This is a genomic window from Xenorhabdus sp. NBAII XenSa04 (genome assembly GCF_963866145.1).
GTDB classification, from domain to species: Bacteria; Pseudomonadota; Gammaproteobacteria; order Enterobacterales; family Enterobacteriaceae; genus Xenorhabdus; species Xenorhabdus indica.
The window spans coordinates 77,383-100,171 of sequence record NZ_CAWMEB010000401.1 but is presented as its reverse complement, the minus strand read 5'-3'; the positions used below and the strand labels follow the sequence as shown (position 1 = coordinate 100,171).

Here is a 22,789-nt window from a genome sequence, read left to right as displayed (position 1 = left end):
CTTCAATGATGATTGGTATAGAAGAAAATCAATTGAAAAATGAATGATATCTATGATATAGAGATAACACGATCAGCAAACTTAATTGTTGATGGTCTATGAGCAATAATAATTCTGGTAATATTCAATGCAGAGATTGATTCGTTGATATACGCTTCATTAGTTAAATCCAGATGGCTGGTTGCTTCATCCATAAATAAAATACTTGGACGACGATATAGCGCTCTGGCTATCAATAACCTTTGTATTTGTCCACCAGATAATCCATTACCTAATTCACCAATAAGTGTTTCATACCCCATTGGCATCAATAAAATATCATCATGAATGCTGCACCGTTTAGCACATTCTTGTATAAGGTCGATATTGGGTGAAGGTTCAAAACCGGATATGTTTTCAGCGATAGAGCCGGAAAGTAATTTATCATCTTGCAACACACAGGCAATACACTTCCGGTAGTTATTTAGACCAATGACATTAATATCAAGCCCGTTCATTAAAATAGTACCTTTATCTGGTTCTAATAACCCACTCATTAATTTCATGAGTGTTGTTTTTCCAGCCCCAGATGGGCCAACAATGGCCACACTTTCTCCCGCTTTGACATTAAGATTAAAGCCGGATATCACCGGTTTTGATAAGCTATCATATTGATAATGTAAATCATGAACTGTTAAATCAACAGGTTGTCCTGAAACGCCGATTTCCCGCGCAGGGGCTTCTCTTTCTGGTTCAGAGAGGACGATATCGGCAATTCTCTCATTATGTAAATTTAACATGCGCAATTTAATTGCCATGTCGATCAAATTACTTGCTCTGTCAGCAAATTGTCCCCGATATGCGTTAAAAGCAACAAACATCCCAAGTGTCATTTGGTTGTCTATCACTAATGATGCACCTAACCACAGAATAATAATTTGTTCACAAGTAGTAATAAAAACATTAATGATATTAAAAATTGAACTTATCTTACTGAGTTTAGTATTTGAGTTCAGGGTATCAATATTCAGGTTTAACCAGGATTTTGCACGAGTTTCACATAATCCCAACGCCTTTAATGTATTAATACTGTATAACGTTTCCATAAAATGGGAGTTTGCTCTGGCCTCTTTAACTATCTGTTCTTCAGAAAGCTGTCTATAATATTGATATGTCAGAAATCTGACTATTATATAAATGATAGTGAACCCTGATACAATCCAAACCAGCCAGTTACCATAAAGCAGCATCATAACAAAGACGCTGATCAGCATAATGGTGTCAATAATTCCATTAACAATATTTTGGGTAAAGGTTGTGCGAATAATATTTAGTGAACCGAAGCGTGACTGAATATCACCTAGCTTACGTTTTTCAAAGTAAGCTAAAGGTAATTTCATTAAATGGTCAAATACACCTGATTTCCATTGTACATCAACGAATGCTTCCATAGTAATGGATACCCAGCTACGTAACGTTGACACACTGACTCTAAATAAGATAAAGAAGAGCAAACCACAGCAAATAATAGTTAAAAGGCTATGATCTTGAGCAATGATAACATGATCCATGACCAATTGTGTCCCCACTGGGAGCAGTATATTAATAGCTTCTATGACAACAGATAAGAAGAAAATTTTCCCCAGTGCAGATTTAATTCCTTGAATATTATTTAATAAGGAGATAATACGTAATCTATTTTGCTTTTTTACAGGGGTAAAATCATTACCCGGCCATAATTCCAATGCAATACCCGTAAAGTGTTTGGAAAACTCCTGAGTACTCATTATCCGTTGCCCAAACGCTGGATCATGGATAGTAATCTTATTTTTTTTTACACTGACTAAGACAACAAAATGATTCATATCCCAATGTAAAACACAGGGGGTTTTTAATGCATGAAGCTCATCAAGATCTAACGATACAGCTCTGGTTTTAAATTTGAGCGTAGTAGCTATGCTAATTAAGGCAGGGAGTGTCGCCCCTCGCGTAGAAATTCCAAACTGACTACGTAAACTGGATAAATCGATTTGTAACCCATGATAATGAAATACCATTGCTAAACTTGCTAATCCACATTCGGCTGCTTCAGTTTGTAAAATCTTGGGGATTCTTCTTCTGAATCCTAAATTCAATTTTTCGGTAATGACGTCAAAAGATGCTTTATTCATTGCTAGGGCCTGTTAATGTTTTTTTCATATCATAGAATGGTGAGAACATCCATTGATAAAGAGGTCTTTTTTCAAGGAAGAAAGTAGATTGGGCTTTCATGCCATTAGATAAATATAAATTTTTTCCGTTATAACTAAACTGATTCTTATCCAGACTTACTAACACCTTATAATAAGATTCGGCTTTTTCTCCGACCTTATTTATCGGTGAACTTTTATAATGAGACATTTCTTGAGAGGATGCCGGGACATATGAAATGTTATTGATGTGTCCTGAAAATTGGCCGAATTTTTCAAATGGGAAGGCATCATAACGTATATTAATTGCATCACCTTTTGTAATGTAGGGTAAACTGTTATTAGGAACCCATAGGATTAAATAATAAATTGGTTTTATACCATTTTGGATCACCTGTGCTAAATTGTCATTTGTAATGACCATTTGCCCCACAGTAAATCCAAGTGATTCAATACGTCCATCAATAGGGGAGGTGATGAATAGGGAGCCACTGGCAGCCATTTCGGCTAGTTGCCGCTGTAGATCGTCTCGTTGAATTTTGTATTGTGAAATTTGTTTATCGAAATCCGCTTGCTTGAGCATGATATCACTATTCAGGCTTGTGATCTTTAATGAATCGCTGATATATTGACTATAGAGATTTTGGTATGTGTTTTGCTGCTGGTAATAAGAATACCCATAATTATTAAATTGATCTTTCGTGATCAGACCTCGTTTCTGATAGCTCTTGTAATTTTTCATATTTTCTTTTGCAAATTCAATACCCTGACGTGCATTTTCAACGACAATTCTGTCCTTCTCATGGGATAATTCATACTGTTTTTTTTGTTCTTCGAGGCTTTCTAAAGTGATACGTTTATTATATTGCAGGTTTTGAATAATATTATTGACTTGTATTAATTGATTCTTGAGGGAGTTTTTTGTATTAGTACTGATTTTGCCAGACTCTGTAATTTGGCTGAAATCTACCTGATAAATTTTCTGGCCTTTTTTTACTATGTCACCTACTTTGACGAATGTTTTTGAAATAAATCCTTGTTGAGAAGATAAAATATTTATTGGATGAGGATTAGTGATAACTTCACCATAAACACTAATTCTTCTTGTATAACTTCCAAAAGTAATAAATATAAATAAAACAGTTAAAAAAGTTAATGAAGCAATACAAATAACCCATGCTGGAATTTTTGCTATCAATAGTGCTTTTCCTGTCCATTTGGATTTTTGGTTATCTAAGGCTTCTTGCCTAAATAACTTATTCATAGCAGTCATATGTAATTAATCTTCATGCTTTGTTTAGTGATTATGGTTCGAGGAATAGTTGAAAATATCAATTTATCAGTGTGATGTCGGTAGATTTGGTCTGCTTGATGCAATATTACTGTAATATAGTTAACCTGAATGCCACTTCAACCATTAATAAAATTTCTTAATGTGGAGTTTCAAAATTTCGTCTTGGAATATTAAGAATAGGCGGGCTTATAAAAGAAAAATCCGCGTGATCACGCGGATTTTTAGCATAAATCTCATGGATTGGTATTGGACAAGATAAGTAAATTTGTTTATAGATTAGACGTTGAACAAGAAATTCATTACATCGCCATCTTTAACAATATAATCTTTCCCTTCAGCACGCATTTTGCCTGCTTCTTTTGCGCCTTGTTCACCTTTGTAAGTAATAAAATCTTCAAATGAAATCGTTTGGGCACGGATAAAGCCTTTTTCAAAATCAGTGTGGATTTTACCCGCAGCCTGTGGCGCCGTTGCACCAACCGGGATTGTCCATGCACGCACTTCTTTTACCCCTGCTGTGAAATAGGTTTGCAGGTTCAGCAACTGATATCCAGCACGAATAACGCGGTTTAAACCCGGTTCTTCCAGCCCAAGTTCTGCCATGAACTCTTCACGGTCTGCATCTTCCAGTTCTGCGATATCCGCTTCAATAGCTGCGCAAACCGGAACAACTACAGAGCCTTCCTGCTCTGCAATAGCGCGAACGGTATCAAGATGCGGGTTGTTTTCAAAACCATCTTCATTGACGTTGGCAATGTACATAGTTGGTTTCAACGTCAGGAAACTCAGATAGCGAATTACCGCTTTTTCTTCCACGCTCAGGTTTAAAGAGCGCAACATACCCGCCTGCTCAAGGTGGGGAAGACACTTTTCAAGCACTTCTAATTCAGCTTTAGCATCTTTATCACCACCTTTAGCTTTCTTCTGAACACGCTGGATAGCACGTTCACAGGTATCCAGATCTGACAATGCCAGCTCGGTGTTGATAACTTCAATATCGGTAGCCGGATCAACTTGACCGGAAACGTGAACAATATTGTCGTTGTCGAAACAGCGTACAACATGACCGATGGCTTCCGTCTCGCGAATATTAGTCAGAAACTGGTTACCCAAACCTTCGCCTTTTGAAGCACCTTTTACCAGACCAGCAATATCTACGAATTCCATTGTGGTTGGGAGGATGCGCTGTGGTTTTACAATTTCAGCTAGCTGGTCGAGACGTGGATCCGGCATTGGTACAACACCCGTGTTTGGCTCGATAGTGCAGAAAGGGAAGTTTGCTGCTTCGATACCTGCTTTGGTCAGCGCATTAAATAATGTAGATTTCCCAACGTTAGGCAGGCCAACGATACCGCATTTGAATCCCATAGATTTATCACCTTTGATCACTTATAAACCGACAGAAAATAGTCTGTCGGTGAGTTATAAAAAATTGGCGTTATTATACACGCAATAGTCTGATGCGCCACGCTCTACTCCGAGCGGACCTGTTAAGCGCTGGCTTTAAAAGCGTGCAGGCGGTTAATGGCTTTATTCATACCATCATTCATAAGAATGTCAGTACAACTGAGAGCTTCAGCAATAGCATCATCAATCAGTTTTTGTTCATTGGCAGAGGGCTTGCCGAGAACAAATCCCACAACTTTGTTTTTATCACCCGGATGGCCGATACCAATACGCAGACGATGAAAATTAGGATTATTGCCAAATTTGCTCTGGATATCTTTCAGGCCGTTATGCCCGCCATTGCTGCCACCTAGCTTCATTTTTGCGACACCGGGGGGAAGATCAAGCTCATCGTGTGCAACCAGAATTTCATCTGGCTGGATACGGTAGAAACTGGCTAAAGCAAGAACAGACTTGCCACTGAGGTTCATGAATGTGGTTGGCACAAGCAGACGGACATCTTGCCCATTCATATAGATACGAGCGGTATAACCAAAAAATTTACTCTCTTCTTTTAAGGGCTGGTTATGGCGTTGTGCCAATAAATCGACAAACCATGCTCCTGCATTGTGTCGGGTTTGTGCATATTCAGCACCGGGGTTTGCCAGACCAACGATTAATTTTATGTTACTCACAGTGTTTGATTTCGCTTATTGGCATTAAGGTATTAAAAAAAGAGGCTTAGTGTACCTGCCTGAAGGCTTGAGTACAAAACTCATTATGATATTAGATAATAAAGAGAAATAAGTTAAAAATCGTACAGCTTGTGATCGCCAACGCAATAACCTTTTAGATATTATGGCTATAATGTCTAAAAGGAGGTATCTGCTTTCGTGCTTTTGAATTCGTTTGTTGACAAATTGCGTTCACAAACTACGTTCACAAAAAGTATTGGAGGTTGGTTATGAAACGTAAAAAAGCCTTTATTCTGGGCAATATTTTCATGGGATTAGGCATGATGGCAATGCTTATCAGTTTATCTTATGTCTTGCTCAGCCACATATTCAGTTTTAGTGAATCTGAATTTTTGGCAGGAATCGCACTAATGGGGTTATTTGTTGGTGCATTGATTTGGCTAGGGGGAGCCAGTCTTGGAGGGCGGGAGCAGGTTACTGATAAGTATTGGTGGTTGAAGAATTATGATCAACGTTATCGCCGTAAAAAACAACATAAACATTCATAATTTTTATTACGTTATTTTTTAGATGTTGCTGATTTTGACGTAACACACGATATAACAAACACATAATATGAAACGAATACCTCACTTTTTAACTGACTCGATTTATAATATAGATGATTAATCGAATCAGCTCTCTGCACTGTAGATTTTTATCATAGTCTAATAGATTTCAAGTTGCAGCCAACAAGGCTGCAACTTGACAGGCAAAAGGATACATATAATTCACACTAAAAACTTGCATTGATACCCAGGCTGACATTGTAATCAGGCTCTTGGGCACTTCCTTCGTTGCGTGTTACGGAAACAATTCCATGTAAATTTTTTAAAAATTTAGCATTGATACCCACTGTATATTGACGCCAGTCCTTACTCTGTTTGCCGCTATCCATAACAAACGATGTTTTGGTGGAATTAATGGCGCTGCGCAGTTTGTAATGGGTATCACCGAACTGGTGATTAAACTGAACAGAGGCATATGGGTTGAAACGACCTAACTGAGTATCAACACGCCAGCCGAGAGAGCCTACTTTGGAAGTGTATTTCTGATCAGAAAAGTGCATAGAGGTGCTGTTGTGACCGGATTCACGGTAGCCTTTTATATTACCTTTATCCCAGGTGTACTGGATGATCGGGCTGGTGGTGATGACTTTAGTGACAGGAATGTCCCAACCTGCCGTAAGACGAGTACCCCATTGTTTACCTGTGGTTGAGCCTGATTCTCTGCGAGTTGCTTCACCAAGTTGGATACTACGGGTCAGGCTATCGTAATTAAGACGGGCATAGTGGAGATCGCCACTTAACCATGCATTGTTATAGAGATTCCATAAGCCATAAGTAGTCACAACATGACCAAGCCCCTCATAAGTGAATCTGGAGGCGAGGGTACGTTCATCTTGGTAATTAGAATATACTGCGCCCAGTAACAGACTATCCGTTAGTTGGTAGTCGCTACCCAATGTAAGGACATGGTTACCACTGTTTGTGTAACCACCAAAAACACCGATTTTCCCCTGTGGATTACCTCCGTTGCGAAGTTGTTGCAGGTGACCATCAAGAGAAGCCCGAACACCTTTAACCGCGAGTCGGTTAACTTGAGTCAGTGACATTACAAGTGATGGGGCTATATAAATAGAGGCAATGTATTGGCCAATAACTTGATGCCCTAATGGTGTTGGATGGAAACTATCGGAGAATAAAAATTCTCTGTTTTTATTAAATTCTTTATCCTTAGAAGAACAAGAACTGGCTGATTCTCCCTGAGGGCAGGCATAACCTAACGTATTTTGGATACCATAAATGTAGGGATTTGCTATCACTTCACGCATCAGAGCATTGACATCTGCACGCAGGATATTGCTATTACTCTGGCTGATTTTATCATCTATCAGCTTATTATAAGTATCAGTAAGCTCTGAGGCGTTTTTATTAGTTTTTTCGTAGGCCTCAGTCAGTTTTTTTTCAATTATTTCAGCGGGTATTCCAAATTCCTCCTGGGCTTTTTTAGCTAATTCTTCAAATATTTTTTTAAGGGCAAGTTTACGGGCTTTATCACTGGGGATATCATACTGGTCAATTTTCTTATGGACTTTATCCAGAACTTCTTGAATCTTCTCTTCAGAAGAACCTATTTTTTCTAAGCTATTTTTAATCAATATTTCTAGCAGCTTAGGTGTCATTCCCACATCGGGAGCAGTAGGTACAATGATGAGTCCGGCACCAGCTTTAACAAGTTGATTGATTTGTTCTGTGGTAGCATTGGCACTGGTATTGATAATGTTACGTGATTTAGAAAAGTCATCCTGACCAGCGACTAAAGCTTCAGCAAGATCATTACCGCCTACCCAGTGAATATAGATACCATTTGGATCGGCTTTTCCGTTATGTTGTTTGAGGTAATTATCAAGTTGTTCTTTAGTATTTGGCTGAAAAACATTTAATATAGGATTTTGCCGTGGCATCGGCAGGGCTGTTGAACCTCCCAGAGCATAATTAGTTCCTTTTTCGTTAGAAGGGATTAATTTCTTACCCGTAAGTTGATGAGAAATATACTCATCGTACAATTCGCTGTTGGCTCCGTCCGTTGTGAAACGATTATAATTTCCTCCGTCACTCAGACTATCACCAAAAACATAGACATTGTCATAAGCATAGGCGTTTGTAATGAAATTAACCAAAAATATTGTTGTTGTTGATATTCCAAAAAGTACCTTTTTCATTCGAATTCCCCGGTCGATGTAGCCATTACTTTTCAGTCAGCACAAAACCTCGAATAAAAAACCTCGCTCGAATTAAGGAGGTATTTATTTTTTCTCGAATCTGTCCGTCTTATTGGTTGGGTTGAGGGCTGATCCCTATTGATAATTTCTATGTGATATTACTTCTGGCTATATATACGGAAAGTCAACACCATGCAGGCATATGTATACGTAGGTTGAACGATGAGAAAAAAGCATGACAGGAATACAAAAGCGCAAGGAGGTTTCATTTTCCTTGCGCTTTTGCAGTGTTACGCATGTTATTGTGATGGTTTTATCAGATACATCACTTTACTACGTGCACAACATTAGAAACTGGCATTGATACCCAGATTGAAGTTGTAGTGAGGATCTTGCGAGCTGCCTTCATTACGGGTTACGGAAGCGAAGCCACGTACGTTACCAAACAGATTAGCATTCGCCCCTACTGTATATTGACGCCAGTTTTTGCTGTGTTTACCACTATCCATAACAAACGATGTTGCGGTGGAATTAATGGCGCTGCGCAGTTTGAAATGGGTATCGCCGAATTGGTGATTAAACTGAACAGAGGCATAAGGGTTGAAACGGCCTAATTGGGTATCTACACGCCAACCTAATGTACCGACCTTAGACGTGTAATTCTGGTCACTAAAGTACATGGAAGTACTATTATTGCCGGATTCACGGTAGCCTTTAACATCCCCTTTATCCCAGGCGAACTGGATGATTGGGCTGGTGGTGACAACGTCAGCGACAGGAATATCCCAGCCTGCGGCAAAACGGGCACCCCATTGTTTACCTGTGGTTGAGCCTGATTCTCTGCGGGTCGCTTCACCAAGTTGGATACTACGGGTCAGGCTATCGTAATTAATACGGGCATAATGGAGATCGCCACTTAACCATGCGTTGTTAAACACGTTCCACAATCCATAGGCGGTTGCAACATGGGCATTTCCATTATAGGTGAAATTGGAGGCAGGGGAGTGTTCAGTCTTGTCGTTAGAATACAGTGCACCCAGTAACAAGCTTTCTGTCAGCTGATAATCGCCACCTAAGGTGAACGTGTTATTGCGGCTGCCGCTATAGCCACCGAATACGCCCAATTTCCCCGTTTCATTGCCCCCGCTGCGCAGTTGTTGCAGGTGACCATCAAGGGAAGCACGAGCGCCTTTAACCGGGGTACGGTTGACTTGATTCAGGGTCATTACCTGTGATGGGGCGATATAAATAGATTCAATATATTGTCCCAGAATTTTGTGTGCAAGTGGGGTAGGATGGAATTCGTCAGAGAATAAAAACTCTCTGTCTTTATTAAATTCAGGATCTTTATCCTTATCGGAGCGACATATACTAGCTGATTGTCCCTGAGGGCAGGCGTAGCCTAATGTATTTTGAATACCATAAATATAAGGGTTGTCAATGACTTCATGCAGCAGACCATTAATATCAACACGCAGGATATTGCCATTGCTTTGGCTGATTTGATCATCGACTATCTCGTTATAAGAATTGGTGAGTTTTGTTGCCCCCTCGCTGGCCTTTTTATATCCCTTTGTAAGTTCTTTTTCAATTTCAGCCGCGGATAATGGTTTTTCGCCAGACGCTAATGATTTTTTCTTTAGTATCTGTTCGGCGTTTTGCGATAATTTTTTAAATAATTGTTGCAAAGCAAGCTCACGGGCGGCCCCGCTAGGAATATCATGCGTATTAATGCTCTGATGTACTTCTTTCAGAGTATACTCAATTGTAGCGTCGTCAATTTTGTGGTCTTCTAAACCTTGTCTGAGCACCGTTTCAAGAAGTCTAGGTGTTGTACCTACATCAGGCACGGTGGGTGCAATAACCAATCCGGCTCCAGCGTCTACCAACTGTGTAATTTGTTTCGCGGTTGCGCTTGCACTTTTTCGCACAATATCGTGAGCAATAGAAGGATCCTTCTGGCCCGCTATCAAAGCCGCAGCAAGATCATTACCCCCAACCCAATGGATGTAGATGCCATTAGAATCTGCTCGCTTATTACTTTGCAGATAGCTGCTGACTTGTTTGTTCGTTGTATTGTCAGGGGTTTTAGGATTTAATTCCCAAATAGAAGTCGCCCCACCTTTGGCATAATTAGTTCCACCTTTATTTGAAGGTATTAATTCGCTGCCAGTAAGTTTCCAGGAAATATATTCAGCATAAAGTTGCTCACTTTTCCCATTTGTTGTAAAGCGTTCTATATCTAGTTTATCCGTCTTACTATTTCCGGTGTCACTTAAGCTATCACCAAAAACATAAATTTTATCATAAGCATTAGCATTAGAAACGGTGCTGATTGAAAGCGCTAACAGTGCAGGTGTGAATAAAAATGCCTTTTTCATTAGCATTCTCCTTAAAGTAATTTTTCTTATTTATTATTTACCAGCGTATTGACTTCTACTAATAGCAAAGCCTGATTGACGCCCCTTCGTCAGATTTTGAGGTGCTGATGGGTTGAATATTCTAAATGGATATACTCTTAGTCAGGCTGTTAACCTATTGATAACAATTCTTTGGATTAAGTACTGATTCCCTGTTAACAATATTCCATATCGCTTTGATTTATTTGTATATAATGTGTTCTAAGAAATGTTTGGTGTTTATACCTTTTATTAACTGAACTAAAGCGACAATCAATGTTGGCACTATTTAACCCAAAGTTGATTTCATTAGAGAATTTTGATTTTTCTGATGAAAATTATTTAACAAAATAATTGTTGTGTAACTTGTCTATTTTTTGGCATTCATACTTTTCCTTGAAGGTACTTCGGAGATGGATATCAATTCTTCACCATCAATACCTCACAAGGCATAGCAGAAAACGGCCGACAGATTAGCAGTATACATGGCACCATACCAGTATTGTTACTCATGTTAATTACTGGACATACCAGATGATTTATTAAGCTGTCATGAGGTTGGTTTTTTTCTGTTCTTAGTATACAGGTTGTTGTTTTGTTTAATATGAAGTTTGTTATATTAATTAACTAATTGATATTAATAATTATTTTAACGATATAAATATTTCGGTTTTTAATTAAAACTATTGAAATTATTAAATTCATGGATTAGATAAAACAGAAAAACCCGTTGGTACAAATGTACCAACGGGTTTTCAGCGATAACTTATTTAATCACTTGTATAAGTTTGTGCTCAACATCTGCACTGCACTATACCTTAGTGTTCAAACATTACCTTAGTGTTCAAACATTGCAGAGATTGACTCTTCATTGCTGATACGGCGGATTGCTTCAGCAAGCATACCAGACAGTGTCAGAGTACGAACTTTGTTCAACGCCTTGACCTCAGCAGACAGAGGAATTGTGTCACAGACAATGAATTCATCTATCATTGAGTTCTTGATGTTTTCTACAGCATTACCAGAGAAAATAGGGTGGGTTGCATAAGCAAATACCCGTTTCGCTCCACGCTCTTTCAATGCCTCAGCGGCCTTACACAGCGTGCCACCTGTGTCGATCATATCATCAACCAGAATACAGTCACGGCCAGCAACATCACCAATGATGTGCATAACTTGAGAAACGTTCGCCCGTGGACGGCGTTTATCAATAATAGCCATATCAGTATCGTTCAACAGCTTAGCAATAGCACGGGCGCGGACGACACCACCAATGTCTGGGGATACAACAATCGGGTTTTCCAAATCTTTCTGGAGCATATCTTCCAGAAGGATTGGGCTACCAAATACATTATCAACCGGAACATCAAAGAAGCCTTGGATCTGCTCGGCGTGCAGGTCAACCGTAAGAACACGGTCTACACCAACGCTGGACAAAAAGTCCGCAACGACTTTGGCAGTGATAGGCACACGCGCTGAACGAACACGGCGATCCTGGCGGGCATAACCGAAGTAAGGAATTACAGCAGTAATACGCCCGGCAGAAGCGCGACGCAGAGCGTCGACCATAACGACCAATTCCATTAAGTTATCATTGGTTGGTGCACAAGTAGACTGGATGATGAATACATCGCCACCGCGTACATTTTCGTTGATTTGAACACTGACTTCACCGTCGCTAAAACGACCGACAGCAGCGTCTCCCAGGCTTGTGTACAGACGGTTGGCAACACGTTGTGCTAGTTCAGGGGTGGCATTACCAGCAAAAAGCTTCATATCGGGCACGAGAAAAACCTCAGGCTTGCGTCCAGAGAGATATTGTTGACCAATTGAACATTACCTTCATCTTTCAAGTTGCCTCTTGGTTGGCTGCGTTCACTTACCCTGATCACATAGTTATCTATGCTCCTGGGAATTCGTTCTCTTTCCGCCGAGATGCAACTCGAAATCTATTGGGTATAATTATTCATCGGTTCAATAACATGTTTATCCCAGAGCGGAATGTATGCAACGGTGAAATGTTAACGCCACGCGCAACAAAGCCCTGCATCCACTCTGGGGCTTGATTAAACACCTTACGGGCTGATGCTTCTGATTCGAACTCGCCGAAAACACATGCACCAGTTCCGGTCAGGCGTGACGGTGTGTATTCTAGCAGCCATGAAAGAAGCTGTTCAACCTCACGAAAACGTTTTCTTGCGATTGGTTCACAATCATTTTTGAATGGTGCCTGTAATAATGCGGGTAAAGTGCGGATCGGAGAATTTCTTTTTAATTCAGGATCTGTGAAGATTGTCGGGGTTGAGATCTCAATTCCGGGGTGGGCAACCAGAAACCATTTCTCTTTTGGAGAGGCTGGTTGAAGTTTTTCCCCGATACCTTCTGCAAAAGCAGCATGGCCTTTGACAAATACTGGAACATCAGCCCCCAATTTGAGGCCAAGTTGTGTCAGCTCATCATCAGCTAAATTAGCTTGCCAGTGGTAATTCAGGGCGATAAGCACGGTTGCTGCATTGGAAGAACCTCCACCTAGCCCCCCGCCCATTGGCAGACGTTTGTTAATATGAATATCGGCTCCCAGATATGGGGGGATAACTGAGACGGGGGTATTGTCTTGTAATAATTGGCTTTGTAATAAATGATTCTGTAATAAACGGGCAGCACGTACGATTAGGTTATCATCATGTGCTACGCCTTTAACAGGAGTCAACAGGCGAATTAGGTTATCCTGACGGGGAACAATAGTAATTTCATCACCGTAGTCCAGAAACTGAAACAGTGTTTGCAGTTCGTGGTAACCATCAGGGCGTTGTCCGGTGATATATAAAAATAAATTTAATTTTGCCGGGGAAGGCCAGGTCAAAGTCATTATTGGGTCGTCCAGTTATCCATTTTTAATTTGATACGGTTATTGCCCTGAATGAGTTCCAGCCGGTTTGGCAACGCGGGAGTGATTGACGTGTCATATCCTTGGTAATTGACTTGCCAGATTTCATCACCTGCGCCATCGCTTACGGATTTGAGCAGATAGTTTTTATCTAGCTGAAAATTTTTGACGTTTCCGGGCAGGCCGATAATCCAATTTTTCAGATTATCCAAAGGGATGTTCATATGGGTGAGTTGATAAATTAAGTCTTCAGGATTATCACTGATATATTTCTTTCCTTCATGATCAGTAAGCTGGATCATATTTGGCTGGACAAGTAATTCCAACTCAGTTGTTCCTAATGGATTAAGCAGCAGCAGTTTGTAATTATTAACGGTATATTGTTGCCAGAAAAAACGGGCATACACTTTTTTTTCATTTGCCAGGTAAGCAAAAGAACCTCGTGTCTGATAATGCTTTAAATTTTGCAGTTGTTGTTTGCGATCATGCCATTGCGGAGCATCTGCTGACCCTGTTCCGACGGGTGCTTGCGTAACGGTACAGGCTGTCAGTAAAACAGCGGAGAGGGGAAGTAAACGAAAAAATAATGCTATTTTCATACAGTAACCTTTGGCAGACAGACAAAATGGTCTGGTGGCGAATAATGGGCCATCAAAGTCTATAATCAAGGGGATAATTTAGCGAAGTTTTGCCAAAATTTCTCGAATAATTACAGCGGAACTGTTCTATTGACTTTTATTGGATTGTTGCATCAAGTAGAATGCTCGACCAATGAGAGTCCTTATGAAGGGTATAGGTTTATGAGAATGATTATTAATATTGTCATGGACTCCTGCCCATGATAACTCAACGCAGTTAAGATGACTTTATTAGCACTCGGTATTAATCATAAAACAGCGCCTGTTTCCTTACGTGAGCGGGTAGCCTTTTCTCCAGATACGATAGGGCTTGCGCTTGATAACCTGCTCCGGCAACCGTTGGTGCGGGGTGGTGTTGTGCTGTCAACCTGCAATCGCACGGAACTCTATCTCAGTGTTGAGCAGCAAGATAATCTAAAAGAGCAATTGATCGATTGGTTATGTGAATACCATCAACTTAATCCTGAAGAGATTAGCACAAGCCTTTACTGGCATCTTGATAGTGAAGCAGTCAGTCATTTAATGAGAGTTGCCAGCGGCCTGGACTCATTGGTGCTTGGGGAACCGCAGATTTTAGGGCAGGTGAAAAAAGCTTTTGCCGAGTCACAAAACTACCAGTCCTTGTCAGGAGAGTTGGAACGTCTGTTCCAAAAATCGTTTTCTGTTGCTAAACGAGTGAGAACCGAAACAGAGATTGGAGCCAATGCAGTTTCTGTTGCCTTCGCAGCTTGTACACTCGCACGACAGATTTTCGAATCCCTCTCTCAATTAAATATCCTGCTGGTGGGGGCAGGAGAAACTATTGAGCTTGTGGCACGCCATCTTAAGGAACATCAGGTAAATCGTATAATAATTGCCAACCGCACGAAGGAACGGGCACACGCACTGGCCAATGAGGTTAATGCTGAAGTTATTTCTCTGCCAGAAATTGATACCCGTCTGGCAGAAGCTGATATTGTGATCAGTTCTACTGCCAGCCTTTTGCCGATTATCGGCAAGGGTATGGTTGAACGGGCATTAAAATTACGCCGTAATCAACCTATGCTACTGGTTGATATTGCTGTTCCCCGTGATATTGAACCGGATGTTGAGAAATTGAGTGACGTTTACCTGTACAGTGTTGATGACTTACAGGCTATCATTCAGCAAAACCTTGCACAGCGCAAAGCTGCTGCTGTGATTGCTGAAGGAATTGTGCAACAAGAGAGCACTCATTTTATGGATTGGTTGCGTTCCCAGGGAGCAGTCAATACAATTCGCGAATATCGGGAACAGGCAGAAAAAATCAGGGCTGAAATGACTGCAAAAGCATTAATCTCCATACGGCAAGGTGCTGATGCAGAACAGGTCATCAACCAATTGACTCACCAATTGACGAATCGTCTGATCCATATACCGACTAAATCACTCCAACAGGCTGCCAGCGATGGTGATTTTGAGCGCCTGAATCTCTTGCGGGACAGCCTTGGGCTGGATCACAACTAACCCTATTTTAAATAAGGTCTGATATTACGAATGAAGCCTTCTATTGTCTCTAAACTGGAAGCATTGCAAGAACGCCATGAAGAAGTTTTGGCTCATCTCGGTGACGCCGATGTGATCGCTGATCAAGAGCGTTTTCGCGCATTATCAAAGGAATATGCACAACTTACTGATGTCACAAGCTGTTTTAAAACTTGGAAAACGATTCAGGATGATATACAGACTGCTGAGATGATGCTTGATGATCCCGAAATGCGGGAAATGGCGCAGGAAGAACTCAAGGACGCAAAAGTTCGTAATGAAGAACTGGAGCAGCAGCTACAGTTATTGCTGTTACCCAAAGATCCGGATGATGAACGGAACTGTTTTCTTGAAGTCCGTGCAGGAACAGGCGGTGATGAAGCTGCAATCTTTGCAGGAGATCTGTTCCGTATGTATAGCCGCTATGCTGAAGCCCGTCGTTGGAAAGTAGAAATTATGAGCGCTAACGAAGGTGAGCACGGTGGTTACAAAGAGATCATTGCGAAAGTTTCAGGAGATCAGGTCTATGGTCATTTGAAATTTGAATCAGGTGGTCACCGTGTTCAGCGAGTACCGGAAACGGAATCTCAGGGCCGTATTCATACTTCTGCCTGTACTGTTGCAGTTCTGCCGGAAGTTCCGGAAGCTGAATTGCCGGAAATCAGCCCCAGTGATTTAAAAATTGATACTTACCGCTCTTCTGGCGCCGGAGGGCAGCACGTTAATACCACCGATTCAGCTATTCGGATTACCCATATTCCGACAGGGATTGTGGTGGAATGTCAGGATGAGCGCTCGCAGCACAAAAACAAGGCTAAGGCTTTGTCTGTACTGGCTGCCCGCATTCGTGCCGCTGAGGCGCAGAAACGTCAAGAAGCAGAGGCCTCAGAACGTCGTAATCTTCTTGGTTCTGGTGACCGTTCAGATCGTAACCGCACCTATAATTTCCCGCAGGGACGAGTTACTGATCATCGCATCAACTTGACGTTATATCGTCTTGATGAAGTCATGGAAGGTAAACTGGATATGTTGATCCAGCCAATCATTACCGAATATCAGGCCGATCAATTATCTGCCCTGTCAGAACAGGAATAACAGCCAGAGCAGGACTAATGAATTATCAACATTGGCTACAATATGCAACGGCTCAGTTGTCTGATGACTTGCCTGGTAGTGACAGCCCTAAACGTGATGCGGAAATCCTGTTGGGATACGTGACTGGACATTCCCGCACTTATCTGATTGCTTTCAGTGAAACTTCCATTTCAGAGGAAGAGTCTCACAGGCTTGATAATCTATTGGCTCGCCGTATGCAAGGTGAGCCGATTGCTTATATTGTGGGTGAAAAAGAGTTCTGGTCATTGCCGCTTGCCGTATCACCGGCAACGTTGATCCCGCGCCCTGATACCGAGTGTCTGGTTGAAAAAGCGCTGGAATTATTGCCGGAAACGCCCGCAAAAATTCTGGATCTTGGTACAGGAACAGGAGCAATTGCTCTGGCACTGGCAAGTGAGAGACGTGATTGCCATGTGACAGGGGTTGATATCAACCCTGAAGCAGTCGCACTGGCGAAATATAATGTGGAAAAAATTAATACAGGGGAAATTGTCTCACAACTCGCAATTCACAATGTGAATTTTTTACAAAGTGAGTGGTTTTCTGCGGTGGGTGACAGACAATTTGATATGATTGTCAGTAATCCTCCGTATATAGACGAGAATGACCCTCATTTGCAAGAGGGTGATGTCAGGTTTGAACCAGCTACTGCATTGATTGCGGCCCATAATGGTCTGGCAGATTTAAAGGCAATTGTGGAACAAGCCCGCCATTTTTTATTACCAAATGGATGGCTGTTATTGGAACATGGCTGGAAACAGGGAGCTGTTGTGAGGAGCCTGTTTTTAGAGAAGGGTTATCATCAGATAGCGACTTTTCAAGATTATGGTGGTAATGAACGTATCACGGTAGGTCGATGGAATAAAAATGAACCCCATAGCTAATTATGAATTCAATAATGCTCCTCTGATTGATGGTATTATTTTGGTTACAAAGGCTATTCGTCCTGATTTTCCACAAACTTCAGTGGCAGAACAGTTAACTGTTTTGGTTGAAGAAGCACGGCAGGTACTTTCTTTAGTCAACGATACCAGGGCAAAATTGCAATCGTTGCTGACACTTTTTTATCGGGAATGGAAGTTTGGCGCGGCGAATGGGGTGTACTGTCTATCGGATACTTTATGGTTGGATAGTGTACTTCATTCACGTCAAGGTGCTCCGGTTGCGTTAGGTACGCTGTTTGCACATATAGCTCAGGCATTGGCAATGCCTGTACAGCCAGTGATATTTCCAACACAGTTGATATTGCGCATCGATTTGCCTGATCAACCTACGTGGTTCATTAATCCCATGAATGGGGAGACTCTCAATGAGCATACCCTTGATGTCTGGTTGAAAGGTAACATTGGCCCAACTGTTCGGTTGGAAAAGAAAGACTTGCAGGAAGCGGATAACAGCAGCATTGTGCGCAAGATTACAGATACGATCAAAGTTTCTTTAATGGAAGAGAAAAAGATGGAACTGGCACTCAAAGCCAGTGAGGTCGTATTGATGTTCGACCCTGATGACCCGTATGAAATCCGTGATCGTGGGCTTATTTATGCTCAGCTCGATTGTAATCATATTGCTGTTTCGGATTTGAGTTATTTTGTAGAGCATTGCCCTGAGGATCCAATCTCAGAGATGATAAAAATGCAGATTAACTCCATAGAGCAACCGCCAATAGTACTGCATTAACAGTATTTAAATAAATAGACTTATCGTGCAATGACGAAATGTCTGCGCCTGATTTTATGTTTTATTAATACAGCAAATTTATTTGCGCTTAACAACAGAAGGTATAAGCATGCAACAGAAAGTGGTTAATATTGGTGATATTAAGGTCGCAAATGATCTGCCATTTGTATTGTTTGGTGGCATGAACGTTCTTGAGTCACGGGATTTGGCCATGCAGATTTGTGAGCACTATGTCACAGTGACACAAAAACTGGGCATTCCTTATGTTTTCAAAGCATCTTTTGATAAGGCTAATCGTTCTTCTATCCACTCTTATCGTGGCCCTGGTTTGGAAGAGGGAATGAAAATCTTTCAGGAACTGAAACAGACTTTCGGCATAAAAATCATCACTGATGTGCATGAACCTGCACAAGCTCAACCTGTGGCTGAAGTGGTTGATGTTATCCAGCTTCCGGCTTTCCTCGCCCGTCAAACTGATCTGGTTGAAGCGATGGCGAAAACTGGAGCTGTGATTAATATTAAAAAACCACAATTTGTTAGTCCGGGGCAAATGGGTAATATCGTAGAAAAATTCAAAGAAGGTGGCAATGAACAGGTGATCCTGTGTGACCGTGGTAGTAACTTCGGTTATGACAATCTGGTTGTTGATATGTTGGGTTTTGGTGTGATGAAACAAGCAACCAATGGTTCACCTGTGATTTTTGATGTAACACATTCATTACAGTGTCGAGATCCTTTTGGTGCAGCTTCCGGTGGCCGCCGCGGGCAGGTTGCTGAACTGGCTCGTGCGGGAATGGCAGTGGGCATTGCTGGTTTATTCCTTGAAGCGCATCCAGACCCAGAAAATGCAAAATGTGATGGCCCATCTGCACTACCACTGGCAAAACTGGAACCATTCTTGATGCAGTTGAAAGCGATTGATGATGTAGTGAAAGGTTTCCCGGCATTGGATACCAGTAAGTAATAATTTAATCGACTGAAATATTGAATAATATGCGGTTACAGATAATTATCATTGTAACCGCTTTTGTATATCTGGTGTTTTTCAAATCGCAGCTTGAAAGCCATATTATTAATTTTTTAGACCTTTATAAAATAGCTGATCAATAATCAAGAATTTGAGTTGTCGAATTTTACACAGATTATACGGGGATTTTTTATTATAATGGAGCGATGAATGATTCATCACTCCATTATAATGTGGATGAGAAATTTTGTTCTTGGTTATGATATCAATATGCTAGTTTTTATCCTGGATAGAAATGTAAATAATATTAATTAATTACTTTTGCTCTTGTATTGTACTTGTTAAATAAAAATAAAATTCAACGTCTCTTCCTTGATGAAGATGAATGCTTGGTTTTTCAAAATGAGACATAAGACCTTTTGATGCGGGAGATTGTGCAAAATATCGCAGTTGTAATGCAGTTGTAACACTTTGAAATACTATGCCAGTTACTATAGGAATACCTGGAATTTTAAAGGCCTCCCACGAATTAGATTTTATATATGTTGATGCGAATTTTTCCTTTTTATTGAAGTAAAGGTATATAGATACGTAAAAATTGAATTCAGTATAGTTAGCTATGTACTTATCAGGATTATAATGAAGATTACTATCCATTTCATAACCTCCTGTTAGTTATGTTAAATGATATTATAATTCAATCAACGGAATTATAGAAACCTGAAAATATTCAGGTGGATTAACTTCATTCGTTTCATTATAATTAAGAACGAATTTTTCATATTTTAAAAAACTAGTTATTTCCGGCTCTTGCTCCATAGTTTTTAAACTCATACCAAAGTCAATTTGGTTATACTGTATAACCAAATCAAGCCGCGATATATAGTCTCCATCAACAGTTAAAGTTTCTGTTTCTTGAGGGTTGACTGTTTGTCTGTAGACTGAAGGGCTAACTGTACCCCTTACATACTCTGCCCCAAGAATTACTAAAATAGGCATTTTTGTATTGTTATAAAAAGTTTTTTCTATTTTCATGATGCTCCCCTTAATAATGAAAAATAGAAACTTTACATCCGACTTTCCGCAGCTATATCTGTAATATTTTGATCTCTAAGTGTTTGTATGTATATTGCATACACGACAATTCTTAATGAAAAGAAAACAATAAATTATGAATGAAGTGCGAAACGAAGGTATACTATTAAAGGTAGGTCATAAACGGTAATTGTCAAGATTGTTGTCACTCCAGATAAATTAAGTCGCTAAGGCAATGAATACCAGTAAATCTGACATGGACAATCCCGTAAAAAGGGTTCCACTGGATTAGTTTGATGTCTGATTGGATAAGCCAAGAGAATCTTAACAATGGCTGGTTTTTTCTGCTGAAATACAAATTTCAGGGGAATAATTAAACTCCATCTCTTTTAATGCTTTGGGTAAGGTAGCATAAAAACTAAGTTGTCCCTCAATGGGTACAATTTTTGCTCTTGCCAGTGTTTTCAATGGTTGGAAAGGAATGTCACAGACTACAACATGCTTCTGTCCTTTCGCCATTTCGCGTACAAAACCCTGAAAAGCATGTAGCCCACCGGCATCCAAAACAGGAACAGCATCCCACTGCATAATAATAATCTGATATTCCACACTTTTTTCTTTCAATTCAGTAAAAATACGCTCGGCAGCAGCGAAGAAAAGAGGGCCGTTAATCCGGACAGCTAATAGCCCTTGTTCAGTATCCGTCATTGCTGAGGTACTAATCCGGGTCATGTTGGCAATTTTGCGCATAAACAAAAGTGATGCCAGAACAATGCCAATAGTAATTGCTATCACCATATCAAACAATACAGTTAATGATAGACACAGCATCATCACAATGATGTCATCTCTGGGGGCATGACGAACTAAATCAACAACCTTGTGAGCTTCGCTCATATTCCAGGCTACTATCAATAAAATCGCGGACATTGCCGCTAAAGGTAAGTATGAGAGCATTGGGGCCAAAAATAACAGTGCCAATAATACCAGCAAGGAGTGAATGACTGTGGCAATAGGGGAGGTTGCACCTGCACGCACATTGGCGGCTGAGCGGGCAATAGCCGCAGTTGCAGTAATGCCTCCAAAAAAAGGTGCAACAATATTACCTAATCCCTGTCCAAGTAGCTCGCTGTTGGAGTGATGTTTTTTCCCTGTCATGCCATCAAGAATGACTGCACATAATAATGATTCAATAGCACCTAGCATAGCCATTGAAAAGGCAGCGGGCAGTAATGCAGAGACGGTATTCCAGCTAATATCGGAAGAACTTGAACCCGGTAAATTCCATGGCAACACAAATTGAGGAAGGATTGGCGGAATGCCCTGACCTTGTGCTCCATCCCCCAGTGTGTAACTAAACGAAGAACCGATAGTAGCGACATCATGCCCCAATAGGTGCATCACTCCCATTATAGCTGTGCCGGCAACCAAAGCAGGTAGATGACCTGGTAACTTAAGTCCCAATTTAGGCCAGAAAATCAGTATCAGAAGAGTGGTCAGACCAATAAGTGTATCACTCAACTGAAATGAAGGGAGGGACTGAGAGAGAGCAATAATTTTATCAATATAATTTTCGGGGACATGTGTGAGTTGCAGACCAAAGAAATTTTGTATCTGCATTGTGGCGATGGTGATAGCAATACCAGAAGTAAACCCCAGCGTAACGGACAGCGGGATGTATTCAATAAGCCGACCCAAACGTGCTAATCCCATCATAATCAGGATAACACCAGACATAAGTGTTGCTATCAGCAAGCCACTCAAACCAAATTGCTGTGATACCGGATAAAGAATGACCACAAAAGCAGCCGTTGGCCCGGAAACGCTATAACGTGAGCCACCTGTAATGGCAATAATCATACCTGCGATGGCGGCTGTATATAGCCCATATTGAGGCGCAACGCCACTCCCTATTGCCAGAGCCATTGCCAGAGGAATGGCAATAACACCAACAGTGATCCCGGCAATAGCATCTTTGATAAAACGGGAAAAGGAGTAAGATTCCTTCCAGCAGGAATCAATAAACGCACTAAATAGTCGTATCCCATTAATTTTACGAGTATTCATTTTAATATAAGACCTAAAAATAAGCTGCCCACACAACAGACTAAAATAAGTAATTAGTACAAGGATACCGCTTTTATCATCCAATAAAGGTGTTATACGTCAAAAAGTTACCTGATAGGTTAGCGTTGAATCAATAAAAATCAAATGAATAGTGTTTTTTTATAATTTCACTGTGAAATAATGTGTTCAGTAT

At 40.7% G+C, this 22,789-nt stretch carries 18 protein-coding genes; 6 read left to right on the top strand and 12 right to left on the bottom strand.

Annotated elements, in window-relative coordinates; translation table 11 throughout:
* Positions 1–50 precede the first annotated feature (50 nt).
* The 4 genes from AAC147_RS14240 to pth form a co-directional block, all read right to left on the bottom strand.
* Positions 51–2,150 (bottom strand): peptidase domain-containing ABC transporter, encoded by a 2,100-nt coding sequence (locus AAC147_RS14240; RefSeq protein ID WP_047682249.1) that lies wholly within the window; start codon positions 2,148–2,150, stop codon positions 51–53.
* Positions 2,143–3,441, bottom strand: a complete 1,299-nt coding sequence (locus AAC147_RS14235; protein WP_047682247.1) for an HlyD family secretion protein — start codon at positions 3,439–3,441, stop codon at positions 2,143–2,145. The genes AAC147_RS14240 and AAC147_RS14235 overlap by 8 nt, the downstream gene beginning before the upstream one ends.
* Positions 3,442–3,738: 297 nt before the next feature.
* Positions 3,739–4,830, bottom strand: a complete 1,092-nt coding sequence (gene ychF, locus AAC147_RS14230; protein WP_047682246.1) for a redox-regulated ATPase YchF — start codon at positions 4,828–4,830, stop codon at positions 3,739–3,741.
* Between the two features lie 122 nt (positions 4,831–4,952).
* Positions 4,953–5,543, bottom strand: a complete 591-nt coding sequence (pth, locus tag AAC147_RS14225) for an aminoacyl-tRNA hydrolase (protein WP_047682244.1) — start codon at positions 5,541–5,543, stop codon at positions 4,953–4,955.
* Between the two features lie 269 nt (positions 5,544–5,812).
* Between pth and ychH the strand changes: the two genes are divergently transcribed.
* The gene (ychH, locus tag AAC147_RS14220; RefSeq protein ID WP_047682242.1) at positions 5,813–6,091 is read left to right on the top strand and encodes a stress-induced protein YchH; all 279 of its coding nucleotides are present in this window, start codon (positions 5,813–5,815) and stop codon (positions 6,089–6,091) included.
* A 227-nt stretch (positions 6,092–6,318) separates the two neighbouring features.
* Here ychH and AAC147_RS14215 read toward each other — a convergent pair whose 3' ends face one another.
* The 5 genes from AAC147_RS14215 to lolB form a co-directional block, all read right to left on the bottom strand.
* Positions 6,319–8,307: an autotransporter domain-containing esterase gene (locus AAC147_RS14215; RefSeq protein WP_052189563.1), complete on the bottom strand. Its 1,989-nt coding sequence runs from the start codon at positions 8,305–8,307 to the stop codon at positions 6,319–6,321.
* Positions 8,308–8,654: 347 nt separating this feature from the next.
* Positions 8,655–10,688, bottom strand: a complete 2,034-nt coding sequence (locus AAC147_RS14210) for an autotransporter domain-containing esterase (RefSeq protein WP_047682240.1) — start codon at positions 10,686–10,688, stop codon at positions 8,655–8,657.
* An 855-nt stretch (positions 10,689–11,543) separates the two neighbouring features.
* A complete protein-coding gene (gene prs, locus AAC147_RS14205; protein ID WP_047682238.1) occupies positions 11,544–12,491 on the bottom strand; it encodes a ribose-phosphate diphosphokinase in 948 nt (315 codons plus the stop codon).
* Positions 12,492–12,672: 181 nt separating this feature from the next.
* Positions 12,673–13,575, bottom strand: coding sequence for a 4-(cytidine 5'-diphospho)-2-C-methyl-D-erythritol kinase (ispE, locus tag AAC147_RS14200; RefSeq protein ID WP_047682236.1), 903 nt, complete (start codon positions 13,573–13,575; stop codon positions 12,673–12,675).
* A complete protein-coding gene (lolB, locus tag AAC147_RS14195; RefSeq protein WP_047682234.1) occupies positions 13,575–14,192 on the bottom strand; it encodes a lipoprotein insertase outer membrane protein LolB in 618 nt (205 codons plus the stop codon). The genes ispE and lolB overlap by 1 nt, the downstream gene beginning before the upstream one ends.
* A gap of 261 nt (positions 14,193–14,453) precedes the next feature.
* Between lolB and hemA the strand changes: the two genes are divergently transcribed.
* From hemA to kdsA, 5 genes are all read left to right on the top strand, one after another.
* Positions 14,454–15,716: a glutamyl-tRNA reductase gene (gene hemA, locus AAC147_RS14190; protein ID WP_047682232.1), complete on the top strand. Its 1,263-nt coding sequence runs from the start codon at positions 14,454–14,456 to the stop codon at positions 15,714–15,716.
* A 30-nt stretch (positions 15,717–15,746) separates the two neighbouring features.
* Positions 15,747–16,829, top strand: a complete 1,083-nt coding sequence (gene prfA / locus AAC147_RS14185; RefSeq protein ID WP_047682230.1) for a peptide chain release factor 1 — start codon at positions 15,747–15,749, stop codon at positions 16,827–16,829.
* A gap of 17 nt (positions 16,830–16,846) precedes the next feature.
* The gene (gene prmC, locus AAC147_RS14180; RefSeq protein ID WP_047682228.1) at positions 16,847–17,734 is read left to right on the top strand and encodes a peptide chain release factor N(5)-glutamine methyltransferase; all 888 of its coding nucleotides are present in this window, start codon (positions 16,847–16,849) and stop codon (positions 17,732–17,734) included.
* Positions 17,718–18,527, top strand: coding sequence for an invasion regulator SirB1 (gene sirB1 / locus AAC147_RS14175; protein ID WP_047682226.1), 810 nt, complete (start codon positions 17,718–17,720; stop codon positions 18,525–18,527). Before prmC ends, sirB1 begins: the two co-directional genes overlap by 17 nt.
* Positions 18,528–18,636: 109 nt before the next feature.
* Positions 18,637–19,491: a 3-deoxy-8-phosphooctulonate synthase gene (gene kdsA / locus AAC147_RS14170; protein ID WP_047682224.1), complete on the top strand. Its 855-nt coding sequence runs from the start codon at positions 18,637–18,639 to the stop codon at positions 19,489–19,491.
* Positions 19,492–19,809: 318 nt separating this feature from the next.
* Here kdsA and AAC147_RS14165 read toward each other — a convergent pair whose 3' ends face one another.
* The 3 genes from AAC147_RS14165 to dauA all read right to left on the bottom strand — a co-directional run bounded on the left by AAC147_RS14165 (position 19,810) and on the right by dauA (position 22,596).
* Positions 19,810–20,151 carry a hypothetical protein gene (locus AAC147_RS14165; protein WP_047682222.1) on the bottom strand — a complete coding sequence of 114 codons (342 nt, stop codon included), beginning with the start codon at positions 20,149–20,151 and terminating at the stop codon, positions 19,810–19,812.
* A gap of 33 nt (positions 20,152–20,184) precedes the next feature.
* Positions 20,185–20,529 (bottom strand): hypothetical protein, encoded by a 345-nt coding sequence (locus tag AAC147_RS14160; RefSeq protein ID WP_047682220.1) that lies wholly within the window; start codon positions 20,527–20,529, stop codon positions 20,185–20,187.
* Positions 20,530–20,853: 324 nt separating this feature from the next.
* Entirely contained in the window at positions 20,854–22,596 is a 1,743-nt protein-coding gene (dauA, locus tag AAC147_RS14155; protein WP_047682218.1) for a C4-dicarboxylic acid transporter DauA, read from the bottom strand.
* Positions 22,597–22,789 lie beyond the last annotated feature (193 nt).